This window comes from Desulfurivibrio modestus, from assembly GCF_044068625.1.
Classification (GTDB): domain Bacteria; phylum Desulfobacterota; class Desulfobulbia; order Desulfobulbales; family Desulfurivibrionaceae; genus Desulfurivibrio.
This window is the reverse complement of the sequence record NZ_JBIPKH010000004.1, coordinates 133,467-146,474: the sequence shown is the minus strand read 5'-3', so window position 1 is coordinate 146,474 and position 13,008 is coordinate 133,467. Positions and strand designations below refer to the sequence as shown.

At 64.1% G+C, this 13,008-nt stretch carries 11 protein-coding genes; 5 read left to right on the top strand and 6 right to left on the bottom strand.

Annotation, left to right across the window (positions count from 1 at the left end):
* Nucleotides 1-67: 67 nt before the first annotated feature.
* Nucleotides 68-787, bottom strand: coding sequence for a YkgJ family cysteine cluster protein (locus ACHHRT_RS04455; protein ID WP_395498109.1), 720 nt, complete (start codon nt 785-787; stop codon nt 68-70).
* A 231-nt stretch (nt 788-1,018) separates the two neighbouring features.
* Here ACHHRT_RS04455 and ACHHRT_RS04450 point away from each other — a divergent pair, with 231 nt between their 5' ends.
* Nucleotides 1,019-1,591, top strand: a complete 573-nt coding sequence (locus tag ACHHRT_RS04450) for a hypothetical protein (RefSeq protein ID WP_395498107.1) — start codon at nt 1,019-1,021, stop codon at nt 1,589-1,591.
* An 8-nt stretch (nt 1,592-1,599) separates the two neighbouring features.
* Here ACHHRT_RS04450 and nosR read toward each other — a convergent pair whose 3' ends face one another.
* The 4 genes from nosR to ACHHRT_RS04430 are packed head-to-tail and all read right to left on the bottom strand — an operon-like array spanning nt 1,600 to nt 9,646.
* Nucleotides 1,600-2,931, bottom strand: coding sequence for a response regulator c-di-GMP phosphodiesterase, NosR family (gene nosR / locus ACHHRT_RS04445; protein WP_395498105.1), 1,332 nt, complete (start codon nt 2,929-2,931; stop codon nt 1,600-1,602).
* Nucleotides 2,924-4,213, bottom strand: a complete 1,290-nt coding sequence (locus tag ACHHRT_RS04440; protein WP_395498103.1) for a sensor histidine kinase — start codon at nt 4,211-4,213, stop codon at nt 2,924-2,926. The genes nosR and ACHHRT_RS04440 overlap by 8 nt, the downstream gene beginning before the upstream one ends.
* The gene (locus ACHHRT_RS04435) at nt 4,210-7,176 is read right to left on the bottom strand and encodes an EAL domain-containing protein (RefSeq protein WP_395498101.1); all 2,967 of its coding nucleotides are present in this window, start codon (nt 7,174-7,176) and stop codon (nt 4,210-4,212) included. The genes ACHHRT_RS04440 and ACHHRT_RS04435 overlap by 4 nt, the downstream gene beginning before the upstream one ends.
* A complete protein-coding gene (locus tag ACHHRT_RS04430; RefSeq protein ID WP_395498099.1) occupies nt 7,169-9,646 on the bottom strand; it encodes a sensor histidine kinase in 2,478 nt (825 codons plus the stop codon). The genes ACHHRT_RS04435 and ACHHRT_RS04430 overlap by 8 nt, the downstream gene beginning before the upstream one ends.
* A gap of 247 nt (nt 9,647-9,893) precedes the next feature.
* On the opposite strand from ACHHRT_RS04430, the gene ACHHRT_RS04425 reads away from it, so the two are divergent.
* The 4 genes from ACHHRT_RS04425 to rlmB are packed head-to-tail and all read left to right on the top strand — an operon-like array spanning nt 9,894 to nt 12,499.
* Nucleotides 9,894-10,778: a YicC/YloC family endoribonuclease gene (locus ACHHRT_RS04425; RefSeq protein ID WP_395498097.1), complete on the top strand. Its 885-nt coding sequence runs from the start codon at nt 9,894-9,896 to the stop codon at nt 10,776-10,778.
* 16 nt (nt 10,779-10,794) lie between these two features.
* A complete protein-coding gene (locus ACHHRT_RS04420) occupies nt 10,795-11,091 on the top strand; it encodes a DUF370 domain-containing protein (protein WP_395498095.1) in 297 nt (98 codons plus the stop codon).
* The gene (gene gmk, locus ACHHRT_RS04415; protein ID WP_395498093.1) at nt 11,088-11,720 is read left to right on the top strand and encodes a guanylate kinase; all 633 of its coding nucleotides are present in this window, start codon (nt 11,088-11,090) and stop codon (nt 11,718-11,720) included. The genes ACHHRT_RS04420 and gmk overlap by 4 nt, the downstream gene beginning before the upstream one ends.
* On the top strand, nt 11,717-12,499 hold the full coding sequence (rlmB, locus tag ACHHRT_RS04410; protein ID WP_395498091.1) for a 23S rRNA (guanosine(2251)-2'-O)-methyltransferase RlmB: 783 nt from the start codon (nt 11,717-11,719) through the stop codon (nt 12,497-12,499). Before gmk ends, rlmB begins: the two co-directional genes overlap by 4 nt.
* Here rlmB and ACHHRT_RS04405 read toward each other — a convergent pair.
* A complete protein-coding gene (locus tag ACHHRT_RS04405; RefSeq protein ID WP_395498089.1) occupies nt 12,488-13,000 on the bottom strand; it encodes a metallophosphoesterase in 513 nt (170 codons plus the stop codon). The two genes, rlmB and ACHHRT_RS04405, sit on opposite strands and share 12 nt — an antisense overlap.
* Nucleotides 13,001-13,008: the final 8 nt, after the last annotated feature.

Here is a 13,008-nt window from a genome sequence, read left to right as displayed (position 1 = left end):
AGGCACCCGCAAAGGTGTTCTTGACTATCTTATCGGTTTTACGGGAGCAACCTTGAATTTTTTTTGTTCAACGGCTGCTGAGCAGATTTTGCAGCCAGTCGAGGCCAAACGCGAGCAGGGCCTCGTCATCAAGGGCGATGGCCCGGCGGCGGGCCTTATCCAGGCCGGCGCGCCGCAAGAGATCGTGATCACGAACGTAATCACGGAAGCGGTCAACATTGTAACAGATCATGAAGGCCAACAGTTGCCGGGGACCGGCCGCCCCCTCCCCCCGCCAGGGGTTGGAGGCAAAGAGGGTGTCCATTTCGGCCCAGCGATCGGCCATGGCGTTGTATGGCAGCAGCTGCTGATCGGCCAGCCACTCCTTGACCGACCATTGCCGGCCCTGGTCGTGGCCCAGGCAATAATCGTGGCGGACCAGAAAGTAGAACTCCTTGGCCCGGCCGACCTCCGGACGCCGATCCACCGCCCGTTCCAGGGGGTAGGTCCGGCAGGCCGAGGGGCGGTCGGGATAGACGGTGCAACCGGCGGCGGGATCAAGGAAGGGACAGGTGTATTCGGGGTTGGGCAGCATCCGCAGAATCACCGAGGGGAAAAAGGGATTCTGGCCCTGAACCACCCCGGTGTAGCGCTCCAGAAACTCCTCGGAGGTGATCTTAAGCCGCTGCTTTAAGCGCAGGATATCGTAAGGATAGAGCACCAGCTCCAGCTTACGGCAGCAGCGGGTGAAACAGGGGATCTGGGGGTTGCAGGTAAAACAGAAACCTTCAGGCCCCAGCGGTTCCATCCCTTGGGGGAATTTTTTTTCCGACGGCATCATTTTGCGACCCTGATCCCTGGCACTGGTTAAAAAGCCGAACTCCCAAAGCCGGGTAAGGTAACAGTTGGCCGCCCAAAGATCAAGCGGCGGCGATTTTTCTTATCTACGGCCCGGCGGCTGCCGATAGAGTGATTAATCCAGACTTTATCATCATAATTCCATATTCCGGGCCGCCTGTCGGCACGGGAGGAGGTCACCATGCTCAGCGCCAACACCCAGGCCCATAGCCTTATGGTCCGTTATTACGAACAAAACATCAACTGGTCCCGCTCCACCCAGAGTACGGGTAAGGGGTCGGGGACTGTTGCCGGCGGCACTGAGCTGTTCTCGCTTACCACCAAAGCGCTGGAATTTCGTCTGGAGGTGCGCCAGGCCGGCGCTTCCCAAACGGGAACCCAGGCGGCGGTGGCTTCTCGCCTGGCCGATATGCTGGCGGAACACGGGATCGATCCGGACCAATTCAGCCACCAGGGCCGCTCGATCCTGGAGCTTTCCCCCGGGGAGGCCCAGGCGCTGGTGGCCGAAGATGGCTACTGGGGAATCAACCAGACCTCGACCCGGCTGGCCGAGTTCGTCCTCAAGGGAGCCGGCGACAACCTGGAGATGCTGCGGGCCGGCCGGGAGGGGGTCCTGCGGGGATTCAAAGAGGCGGAGAAGATCTGGGGCGGCGGGTTGCCGGAAATTTCCCACCAGACCCTGGAGCGGGCCCTGGCCGCCATCGACGACCGGATTCGCCAATTGGGAGGCACGGTGATCGACCGCAGCGCCTGAATCCGGCCTCAATCCACCGCCGCCTCCGCCCCCTCCCGCAGGGAGACGAAAACCCCGCGTTTGCCGGGATCCAGCTGGGAGTAGCGACGCAGCAGGCCGATACTGTTCTCGTTGAGGAGTGAGCCCTTGCTCAGGAGCAGAATCCCGGTCCCGCTGAAGACATCGCGACTCAGGGTCATGCCCGCCGCCAGATCCTTGGGGTGGAGCTCCATCTCCACGAAATCGGCCCGGGGCAACCGGCCACGATAGAAGGCCCGCGCCACCTGTTCCACCACCGCGATAAGTTTGGGATCGAAACGACGCCCCGCTTCCTCATAAACCTTCTTGAAGGTGAGCGAAACCCCGCTGTCCCCCTGGTAGCGCCGCACCTCCCGGTCGACGAAGTCGATGATCGCGATGATCCTGGCGGCCAGGGGGATCTGCCGGTGGCGCAGCCGGTCGGGGAAGCCGCCGCCGTCATAATGTTCATGGTGATGACGGATAATCTCGCCCACTTCCCGCAAATCCGCGATCCGATCCAGGGCCGCCTGGCCACGGATCGGATGTTTGTGGTACTCCTCCAGTTCGGCTGCGTCCATCTGGGCTTCATCCACCAGCAACAGCACATCCGGCATTCCGATCTTGCCGATATCATGGAGCAGGGCCGCCACCACCAGCGTTTCCCGCTCCATGGCGCTCATCTTCCGGGCCCCGCCCACCCGAAAAGCGATTTCGGCCACATCCTGGGCGTGGCTGCGCATCCTTTTGTCCCGCATCTCCATCAGGCCGGCCAAGGCGGTGATCACCGCCTTGAAGTTGGCCCGCTGTCGGATATTGAGTTTTTTCAGGTCATCGTAGTTGCGCTGCAACTCCATGGTCTGCTCCTGGACCATTATCTCCAGCTCACTATTCCACCGCTGCAGTTCGAGGTTCTGCTTTTTGACCAGGGCATTGAGGCGGATGTTTTCCTTGACCAGCTGGTAGTGTTGAACGGCGCCGCGCAGGGTCTGGAGCAGATCCTCATCCTGCCAGGGTTTGGTGATATAGCGATATACTCCGCCCCGGTTGATGGAATCCATGGCCGCCCCGATATCGGCATAGCCGGTGAGCAGGATTCTGATGGCCAGGGGGTGTTGCTGCCGGGCCTGTTCCAGCATCTCCACCCCGCTCATCTCCGGCATTCGCTGATCGGAGACGATCACCGCCAGGTCATCAAGGTCCGCCAGCATGGCCAGGGCTTCCGACCCGGAAGAGGCGGTATGCACCGTGAAGCTTTCCTCCATGCAGAGACGCCGCAGGGCCCGGAGGATATTCTCCTCGTCATCAACGAAAAGGACACAACCGCCCGCCGGTTCAGTCATACTTCTCGCACTCCTCCCTGGTTCTGATCGGCAGGCGGACCCGAAACGAAGTGCCCCGGCCGGATTGACTGGCCACCGTGATCTCACCGCCGTGGCGGGCCACGATGTCATGGGCGATGCTCAGCCCCAGACCGGTCCCTTTGCCCGCCTCCTTGGTGGTGAAAAAAGGGTCGAAAATTCGGCCCAGATGCTCCGGGGCGATCCCGGCGCCGTTGTCGCTGACCACCACAAAGATCATCCCGTTTTTCGTCCGGGTGGCAATCTTAATCTCCCCCTGGTCGGGGATCGCCTGGGCCGCGTTGAGCAGCAGGTTCAGAAAAACCTGGTTGAGCTGCTGGGGATAGCACCAGGTGGGGGGCAGCTCGCCATAGTCCTTGAGGACCACGGCTTTGTACTTCAGCTCATTCCAGACGATATGGAGGGTGTCTTCCAGGCAGCGGTTGAGATCAACCTGGGCGAGTTGGGCCTGGTCCACCCGGGAAAAATTTTTCAGATTCTGCACGATCACCTTGACCCGCTCCACCCCCTCCAGGGATTCCTGGAGCAGGGCGGCGGCATCCTCGAGGAGATAATCGATCTTCATCTCCCGGCGCAGTTTCTCCCCGGCCTCCCCCCCGGCCGGATCAACCTCGGCCAGCAGCCATTGCTGGCGCTCGATAAACTGCCGCAGCCGATCCAGATACCTGACCATGGAGCCGAGATTGCTGGTGACAAAGCCCACCGGGTTGTTGATCTCGTGGGCCACCCCGGCGGCCAACTGCCCGATGGAGGCCAGCTTCTCCTGCTGGAGCAATTTGGCCTGGGAGAGCTTGAGCTCATCGTAGGCGGCGGCCAGCTCCCGGTTCTTGTCCTGCAGGGCCTGGGTAGCGCGCTGGCGCTCGGTCACATTGGACAGGGTAATCACCGTCCCCTTCAGCTCATCATAGTCGGAGACAAAGGGAAAAGTATGGCAGCTGAAGATGCGGCCGGTGGGGGGATGGCTGTACTCCGCCACCCGCTCCAGCCCCTCTTCCCGGACCAGACCGGATTGTTCCAGCAGATCGGACCAGCGGCGACCGTTGACCTCCTCAAAGGGACGGCACAGGAAGCAGGAGAGCGCCTGGTTACAGCGGCGCACCAGGCCCCGCTCGTCAACCAGCAGGACCATGTCATCCAGGAAATCCACAATGGATTCCCACTCCCGTTTGGCCCGCCAAATCCTTTCAAACTGAGCCGTCAGCTCCCCCCGTTCCAGGTCCCGGGTCGCCGGCCCGAAGAGATCGTCGGTCTCCAGTGGCTTCATGGTTCCACCTCGCGTGGGCCACGGTCTCCCCCTTGATAGCGGGGCATGATAATCGCCTCGTGGTAGAGAAAGGCGTCCTCGACATGGGCCAACAGCAGCTTGTTCTTCCAGGGCTTGGCGAGGAATTTGTACAGAGCGCCCTCGTTGACCGCCTCCACCACAGTTTCCAGATCGGCATAACCGGAGAGGATCATCCGCACCGTATCGGGATAGATATCCTTGACCCGGCTCAGAAACTCGATCCCGCTCATCCCCGGCATCCGCTGATCGGAGATGATCACCTGTACCCGGTTCTCGGCCAGCAGCCTCAGCCCCTCGGCGGCATCGGCGGCGGCCAGCACCCGGTAACCTTCGTCGGAGAACAGCCGCTGCAGGGCGGAGAGCACATGGGGTTCATCGTCGACAATCAGCAGGGTCCGCAGGGCACCCGACTCATCGGGGATCGGCAGCGAATCTCCCCGGCGCAGCAACTGGGCGAACTCTTCGGCGGGCAACGGTTTGCTGAAGAGAAAACCCTGCATCTCATCACAACCATTGCGGCGAAGATAGCCGCACTGGGCCTCGGTCTCCACCCCTTCGGCCACCACCCGCAACCGCATGCGATGGGCCATGGCGATGATCGACACCGCGATGGTGGCCGCGTCGGGACTGGTGATGATCTCCTCGACAAAGCTGCGGTCGATCTTCAGTTGATCGATGGGGAAGCGGCTCAGGTTGGCAAAACTGGAGTAGCCGGTGCCGAAATCATCCAGCGCCAGCCCCACCCCGATCCTTTTCAGCTCCCGCATCCGGGCGATCGCCTCCTCCGGCTTGAGCATCAGCATGCTTTCGGTCAGCTCCAGGGTCAACCGGTCGGCCGGCACCCGGTATTGGGCCAGGGTGTCGCTCAGGATCTGACCAAGGCCATCACCGAGAAACTGGCGGGCGGAGACGTTGGCCGCCACCCGGATCCCGCCCAGCCCCTCCCGACGCCAGGCCTCCATCTGCCGGCAGGCCTCGGCAATAACCCAGGCCCCCATCTCGGCGATGATGCCGCTGCGCTCGGCCACCGGAATAAAATCCCCGGGCGGCACCAGACCGTGGCCGGGTCGTTGCCAACGGATCAGGGCCTCAACCCCGGTTATCTTCCCGCTGAGCAGGGCCATCTTGGGCTGGTAGTAGAGCAGAAACTCCTGTTGCTCCAGAGCCCGGCGCAGGGCGCTCTCCAGGTCCAGATTCCGGCGGGCCAGCTGATTGAGCGAGGAGGTGGCAAAGGAGAATTGATTGCCGCCCGCCTCCTTGGCCTGGCGGACCGCGGCATCAGCCCCGGTCAGCAGGGTGGCCACCGTGTCGCCCTCCTGGGGGTAGACACTGATCCCGATGCTGGCCTGCAGATAAATCTCGCTGCCGTCGGCCAGGGCAAAGGGCTGGGCCAGGGTCTCCTTGACCCACTGGGCCTTAAGCCCCGCCTCCTGGTGATCCTTGAGGGCCTCTAAAACCATGGCAAACTCGTCACCGGCCAGCCGAGCCAGGGTATCCTCGGCCCGCAGGCGCTCCCGCAGCCGGGCGATCACCTCCACCAGCAGCTGATCGCCGGCGGCATAACCCAGGCTTTCGTTGATGGCCCGAAAACGATCGATATTTAGCAGCAGGACCGCCAGCTTGCTCTTTTCCCGCCGAGCCCGCTCCAGGCTGTGTTCCAGGCGCGCCTCCAGGAGCAGGCGATTGGGCAGACCGGTGAGGGGATCATGGTGGGCCAGATGCTGCAACTTCTCCTCGCTGCGCCGCAGCCGGGTAAGATCGGTCTTCACCGCCACATAGTGACTGGGCCGCTTCTGTTCATCGTAAACCGTGCTGATCGAAAGCAGCTCGGGATAGATCTCCCCGTTCTTACGCCGGTTCCAGATCTCCCCCTGCCAGTAGCCATCCCTCTTGAGATGGGCCCACATGGCCTGATAGAAAAGGCGATCGTGACGACCGGAGTTGAGAATCCGGGGTTTTTGGCCCACCACCTCCTCCCGGCTATAGCCGGTGATGGCACTGAAAGCGGGATTGACCGCGATGATGGTGGAAGTCAGATCGGTGATCATCACCCCGTCCCGGCTGGCTTCCAGGGCGGCGACCTGCAGACGCGACCGCTCTTCGCTGGCCCGTAGGGCCGCCTGTTCCCGCAACAGCTGGCGCAGACGCACCGCCTGCTCCAGGGTGGCGGGCAGGCCGAAAAGATAGCCGGGTTGTTTGATCAGGTAGTCGGTTACCCCCAGGTGCAGGGCCGCAGCCACCTCCTCTTCGTCGCCCCGTTCACCAACCAGCACCACCGGCAGATTAAACTCCGGATCATCGCGCAGGGTTTTGACGATCTCCAGGGCATCGAGATCGGGGATCTGGGCATTGAGCAGCAGCAGATCGTAAGGGAGCGGGGCTTGCCGACCTCCCCCCACCAGGGTCAGCAGCTCCCGCCCCCCGGCCACCGTCTCCAGGGTGATGTGGGGGGCGTGGGTTTCAAGATGGCGGCGGGCCCGCTCGATATCCCCCCGATTGTGTTCGGCATAAAGCACCCGCAAGGCCCGGTGCCAATGAGCCGCGTTCTCCCGGTAGTGGGCCAGGGCGGCAGCCAGGGCCCCCGGCAGTCGCTCCAGATAATCCCCCTCCTTGACCAGATAGTCATCGGCGCCGGCCCGCAGGGCGGCGACGGCGGCCGCCCGACTGCCGGAGCCGGTGAGCAGCACCACCGCCAGGGGCAGTTTTCGGGCCCGGATCTGCCCCAGTACCTCCAGACCGTTGCCGTCGGGCAGACGCAGATCAACCAGCACCACATCGTAGGCCGGAGGCCCGGGAGCCAGCAACTCCATGGCCGCGGCCACGCTGCCCACCACCTCCAGCCGATGTTGGGGCGCCAAGCGGGCCAGGGCCCGCCGGGTCAGATCGGCATCGGCGGGACTGTCCTCAAGGTAGAGGATTCGAAACGGAGGTAAATCAATCATCATTCTCCCCTGCTGCTCCGCCGCCGGCCAGCCCGAGCTTTTGCGGAATTTCCAAAAGGAAGACGGCACCCCGGCCGGGCGTGGACTCCGCCCACACCCGACCGCCCATTCGGCGCACCGCCTTGCGGACCAGAGCCAGCCCCACCCCGGTTCCGGGGCGATCAGCGCCCGCCTCCAGGCGGGTGAAGATCTCGAAGATCCGGTCGGCAAATTTCATCTCAAACCCAATTCCGTTGTCCCGGACACTCAGCAGCAAGCTCCCCTCGCGCAGCTCTCCGGCGATGGTGATCCGGGGCGGGGCGGCACCGCGGCTGAATTTGATGGCGTTATCCACCAGGTTGCGCAAGGCCATCTCCAGGCCGTCGGAATCGACCCACACCTTGAGGTCGGGAACCGCCACCGCCAGTTGCACCCCGGCGGCGGCCATCTCCTCCCGGCAACCGGCCACCACCCGCTGCACCAGATCGAGCAGGGCCACGGACTTGAGGCCCATCTGCCGCCGCTCCAGGCGGGAATAGGCCAGCAGCGCGTTGATCAGCTCCCGCATCTGCTCAACCCCCCGGCAGATGTTGGCGATAAAGGCGCGCCCCTCATCGTCCAGCCTGGCGGCATAATCCCGTTCCAGCAGACGGCAATAGCCTTCGATGCCGCGCAACGGTGCCTTGAGATCATGGGAGACCGAATAGGAAAAAGCCTCCAGCTCTCGATTCAGCTCCGCAAGTTGAGCGGTTCGCTCAGCCACCTGTTCCTCCAGTTCAAGTTTCATTTGCTGATCCCGGGCCACCGCCAGGGCCAGCAGGGCGAACCCGTGGGCCCGGCGCTGGCGACGCCAGAGGAGAAAGACCCCCGCCGCCGCCCCCAGCAAGAGGAGCAGGACCACCAGCAGCAACATCCACAGCCGTTCCCGCAGGGGGGCGTAAGCCTCGGCCGTGTCGAGCCTGGTCACCAGAAACCACTCGGAATCCGGCACCGCCAACAGGACCGCGATCTCCGCCACTCCCCGGTGGTTGCGCCCCTCAACCAGCCCCTCCCGCCCCAGAACCGCCTGCACCGCCGGCATCTCCCGCCGAGCCAGGGATAGCCGCAGCTTCAGAGCGGCATCCGGGTCCTCTCCATGGGGGCTGAGGAACAGCACCCCATCCCCCTCCCGGCGCACCAGCAGGGTTTCTCCACTCTGGCTGGTGCCGGGCCAGGCGGCCAGGAAGGGAAAGAGAAAACGGCGGGCCTCGACCAGGCGGATCAGGAAGGCCAGGGGGCGACCATCCTCCGGGGACCTGATGGGCACCACCCAGACCAGGCGAATCTTCCCGCTGGGACAGCGATAAAGGTCGCTGCGCTCCACCTGGTTCCGCCGCTGGGCCCGGGCGATGGTGGTCAGGATGGTCTGGTCCAGCTCCAGGCAGTCACCAAGGCCGTGCAGGATGCGCCGCTGGGCATCAACCAACAATAACCCATCGTAGTCGTGGGTGGCAAACTGGCTGGCCAACCGAGCCAGCACAATCTCCCGGTCCACCTGAGAGCCGTGCCCCAGCCACTGCTCCACCCGGGCAGCAAAACCCTGGTTAGCGGCCAGCTCCAGGCCTTGGATCCGAGCCTCCCGCAACCAAGCGGCAATCCGCTCGACCTTGAGGGCGGCCACGGCGTTTAGTTGCTGGGCAATGGCCGCCAGATGCTCCTTTTCATGATGGCGCACCGAGACAAAACCGGCGGTTACAATGCCGCCGATCAGCACCAGAAAGATCAGCACCAGGGCGTAATGGAGCGGCGAAGCGCCGCCCCCGGCCCAGGAGCCACTCCGCCACAACCGGCGCGCCGCCAGCAGCTGCAGGGCGGTGGCCAACAAGAAAAAGGCCAGGGAGGTGGGCAGAGCCGGCGGCACCTGGCCGCTGCCTTGCAATAGCGGCGCCCCAATCAGGTAGGCCAGCAGCAGGGCGAAACCCAGCAGACTGAGCAGGGAAGCGCAGCCCAGCCCCAGGAGCGGGCGCAGGGGCCACCACCGGCCCCTCTCTCCGGCAGCCAACGCCAGCAGGGCGAAACCGGCCAGCAAAAAGGAGAAGGCGGTCAAGGGCGACATATGGCCCAGGGGAACCCCGTTGAACAGCCCGGCAATCTCCAAGCCCAGATGTTCAACGACCCAATAGGTTCCGCCCAGGGCGGAGAGCAGCAGGAGCAATGCGGCCGCCCCCAAGGCGCCGGCCAGGAGGGCCACGGCCCGGGAGCGTTGGGGAGAGGGGCGTTCGGAGTTCGCCGCCAGCACGCCGCCGCCATAAAGGGTAAAAAAGAGGGCGGTGCTGGGGGCCATGGGAATCTTGCCGGCCCCGAAAGAGGTCAGCCGAGGCAGCTCCATCAGCCAGCCGCCCAGGGCCAGGGCCCCCAGGCCGATCACGGCCAGGGCAAAACCCGCCGCCAACCGGGCCAAAAGTTCCGGCCTCGTTCCTGTCAGACTGTCGCCTCGCGACCCGTCGTTCATCGGGCTCTTCTCCTTCCCGCTTCAAGACCAATTGCGGCAACTGGGGAAATCGCCACAAACATCCATTGATTTTAGTCTCACATCTCGCCTCAAAAAGCAAGTCCCACAAACGGCAGACGGGCCTTCCCCCTCTAAGAAAGGGGCACCACCCCAAGAGTTTCTTGCCAACCGGAGCGGCTGGGTTTATATTGGGTGGCTTATCCCTGTCCCGTGCGACCCCAACAAACCCAACCCTGGTTACTTGCCGATGAGTTATCCCCGCAGCATGACCGCTTTCGGCCGCGGCGAGGCCGTCGACCAGGAACGCACCTGGACCGTGGAGGTGCGTTCGCTCAACCATCGCTACCGCGATATCAAGGTCCGCCTGCCCCGCCAGTACGCCCCCCTGGAAGAGATGATCAAGCGGGAGGTGGCCGCCGCTTACAGCCGGGGCCATGTGGAGGTCTCCCTTTACCTGACCGGGGAAGCCGCCGCGCCCTCCCTGGCGGTGAATCTGCCCCTGGCCCGGGAATACCTGCATGCCCTTGAACGGTTGCGGGTAGAGTTAAGCTTGACCGACCGGCCCGACCTGGCCATGCTGCGGGAGCTGCCGGGAGTTCTCAGTCCGGAGGAGGAGCGGCCGGAAGAGCCCGAGGCCGCTTGGCCGTTGATCCAAACGGCCCTGAATGCCGCCCTGGCAAACACCGGGCTGATGCGGGAGAGCGAGGGAGAGGCCACCAAACGGGAGCTGCTGACCCGGCTGGCCGGAATTAGCCGGGTGCTGGAGCAGCTGGAGGCCGATCTTCCCGCCCTGACCCAGCGGCGGCAGCACAAGTTGCGGGAAAGGCTGGAGAATCTGCTCAACGGGGTCGACCTGGACCCCTGGCGCCTGGCCCAAGAGGTGGCCTTGCTGGCCGACCGCAGCGATATCAGCGAAGAGATGGTCCGGCTGGACAGCCACCTCGATCAATTCGCCTCCTTTCTGGAGGCGGACGAACCCACCGGCCGGCGGCTGGATTTTCTCCTCCAGGAATTTTTTCGGGAGATCAACACCATCGCCTCCAAGATCAACGACTCGCAGGTGGCCCACCTCAGCGTGGAGTTGAAAAACGAAGTGGAAAAGATGCGCGAACAGGTCCAGAACCTGGAGTAGCGGGGAGAACAACGGCATGGATCAACGAATGATCAATGTGGGGTTCGGCAACGCGGTGGCGGCCGGGCGGGTGCTGGCGGTGGTCAACCCCAAGTCCTCGCCGATGAAGAAGCTGCGGGACGAGGCCAGGGAGCAAAAAAGGCTGATCGACGTAACCGAGGGAAGACGGACCCGCTCGATCATCATCCTGGACAGCAACCACCTGATCCTCTCCTCGGTCCAGCCGGAAACCATCACCCTGCGCTATAGCGCCGGGGCCGAAGCCCGCGGCAAGGGCGAAGAGGAACAGCCCATCAAGGAGATCAAGCTATGAGCCAGGGTTGCCTTTTTGTCGTCTCCGCCCCTTCGGGGGCGGGCAAAACCACCTTGCTGAAACGGATTCTGACCACCACTCCCCGGGCCGGGTTTTCGGTTTCCCACACCACCAGGGCACCCCGGGCCGGCGAACAGGACGGGGCGGATTACCATTTCGTGGACCGGGCGACCTTCGACCGGATGCGGGAGCGGCAGGAGTTCCTGGAGTGGGCCGAGGTGCATGGCAACTTTTACGGCACCAGCCGCCGGGCGGTCCAGGCAGCCCTGGACCGGGGCGAGGACATTTTCCTCGATATCGATGTCCAGGGGGCCCGCCAGATCCGCGATCTGCGCGAGATTGCCGCCGTCTTTCTCTTCATCGCCCCCCCCTCCCCCGCCGTGCTGGAGCAGCGGCTCCGGGGCCGTAACACCGACCAACCCGAGGTGATCGCCCTGCGGCTGGAAAACGCCCGCCGGGAGATGGTGGAGGCCTCCTGGTATGACTATCTGATCGTCAATGACCAGCTGACGGCGGCGGAGGCCCTGCTCCGGGCGATCATCATCGCCGAGCGCTGCCGGCGGCGGCGCGGGCCCGACGGCCGGCCCCTGCCCCCCTATCAGGGCCAGGAGGCCGGGGCCGAGGGATGAAAAAGCCGCGCCGAAGTAAAAGCGAACCGGGGGTTGACGGCCCCGCCGGCACCGCCATGATCTGGGGCATTCATCCGGTGAGCGAACTGCTGCGCCGCCGTCCCAACCTGGTTCTGACGGTTTTCCTGGCTCCGGAACGGGATGACGCCAAGGCGCGGAACATCGGCGAACTGGCCGTCCACCACCGGATCCGGGTCCAGCAGGGTCTGCCGCCGGAGCAGGCCGAAACCACCGCCCATCAGGGGGTGGCGGCCCTGATCAAGACTCCGACCCCACTCTCCCTGGGGGAGCTCCTGGCCCGGACCACCGGCCCCCCCCTGCTGCTGATGCTGGATTCCTTGCAGGACCCGCACAATCTGGGAGCGGTGATCCGCTCCGCCGCCGCCTTCGGGGTCAACGGCGTAATCCTTCCCAAGGATCGCAGCGCCCCCATCACCGGCACGGTGATGAAGGCGGCCGCCGGCACCCTGCCGCTGGTGGAGATCTGCCAGGTAACCAATCTGGCCGATTCCCTGCGCAAGCTCAAGGAGCAGGGGTTCTGGATCTACGGCGCTGCCGGCGATGCCCCGACCACCATCTACCAGACCGACTTCAACGGCCCCATCTGCCTGGTGGTGGGGAACGAGCAGAAGGGAATCCGCCCCCTCCTCCGCCGCCACTGCGACTTCCTGATCTCCATCCCCCTGGCCGCCGGGGTGGAGTCCCTCAACGTCTCGGTGGCGGCCGGAATCATGCTGGCCGAGATCAGACGGCGGCAGCTCCCCCCCTCAGTCGGCTGAAAAAGGAGAGCCGATCTCCACCCGCTCAACCTGCATGCTGCCCGCGTCCAGAATGGCAAAACCGGGCTGGTCATCCTTGCCCAGCAGCTCGCCGGGATTGATCAGCAGGGTCGGCCCGATCCGCTCCACCTGATAGCGATGGTTATGACCGCAGCAGACCACATCGAAGTTGCCCGGCGCCGCCAGGCCCCGGGCCAACTGGGGATAGTGGGTGAAGGCGAACTTCAGGCCGGCCGCCTCCACCGCCCCGAAATCACCGTGATGGGTGAGGGAGGGAAACCTGGTTCCGCAAAACTGGGCGATCAGATGCTTGTCGCCGGGGTTGTTGCCGTAAACCAGATGCACCGCTCCGCCAAATCGGGCCAGCTCATCCAGCATGAAGGGGGAAACCAGGTCGCCGCAATGGATGATCATCCCCACCTGGTAGGCGTTGCAATAGGTCACCGCCGCCCGCAGGTTGGCGATCTGGTCGTGGGTATCCGACATAATGGCGACACGCATCTCAACAA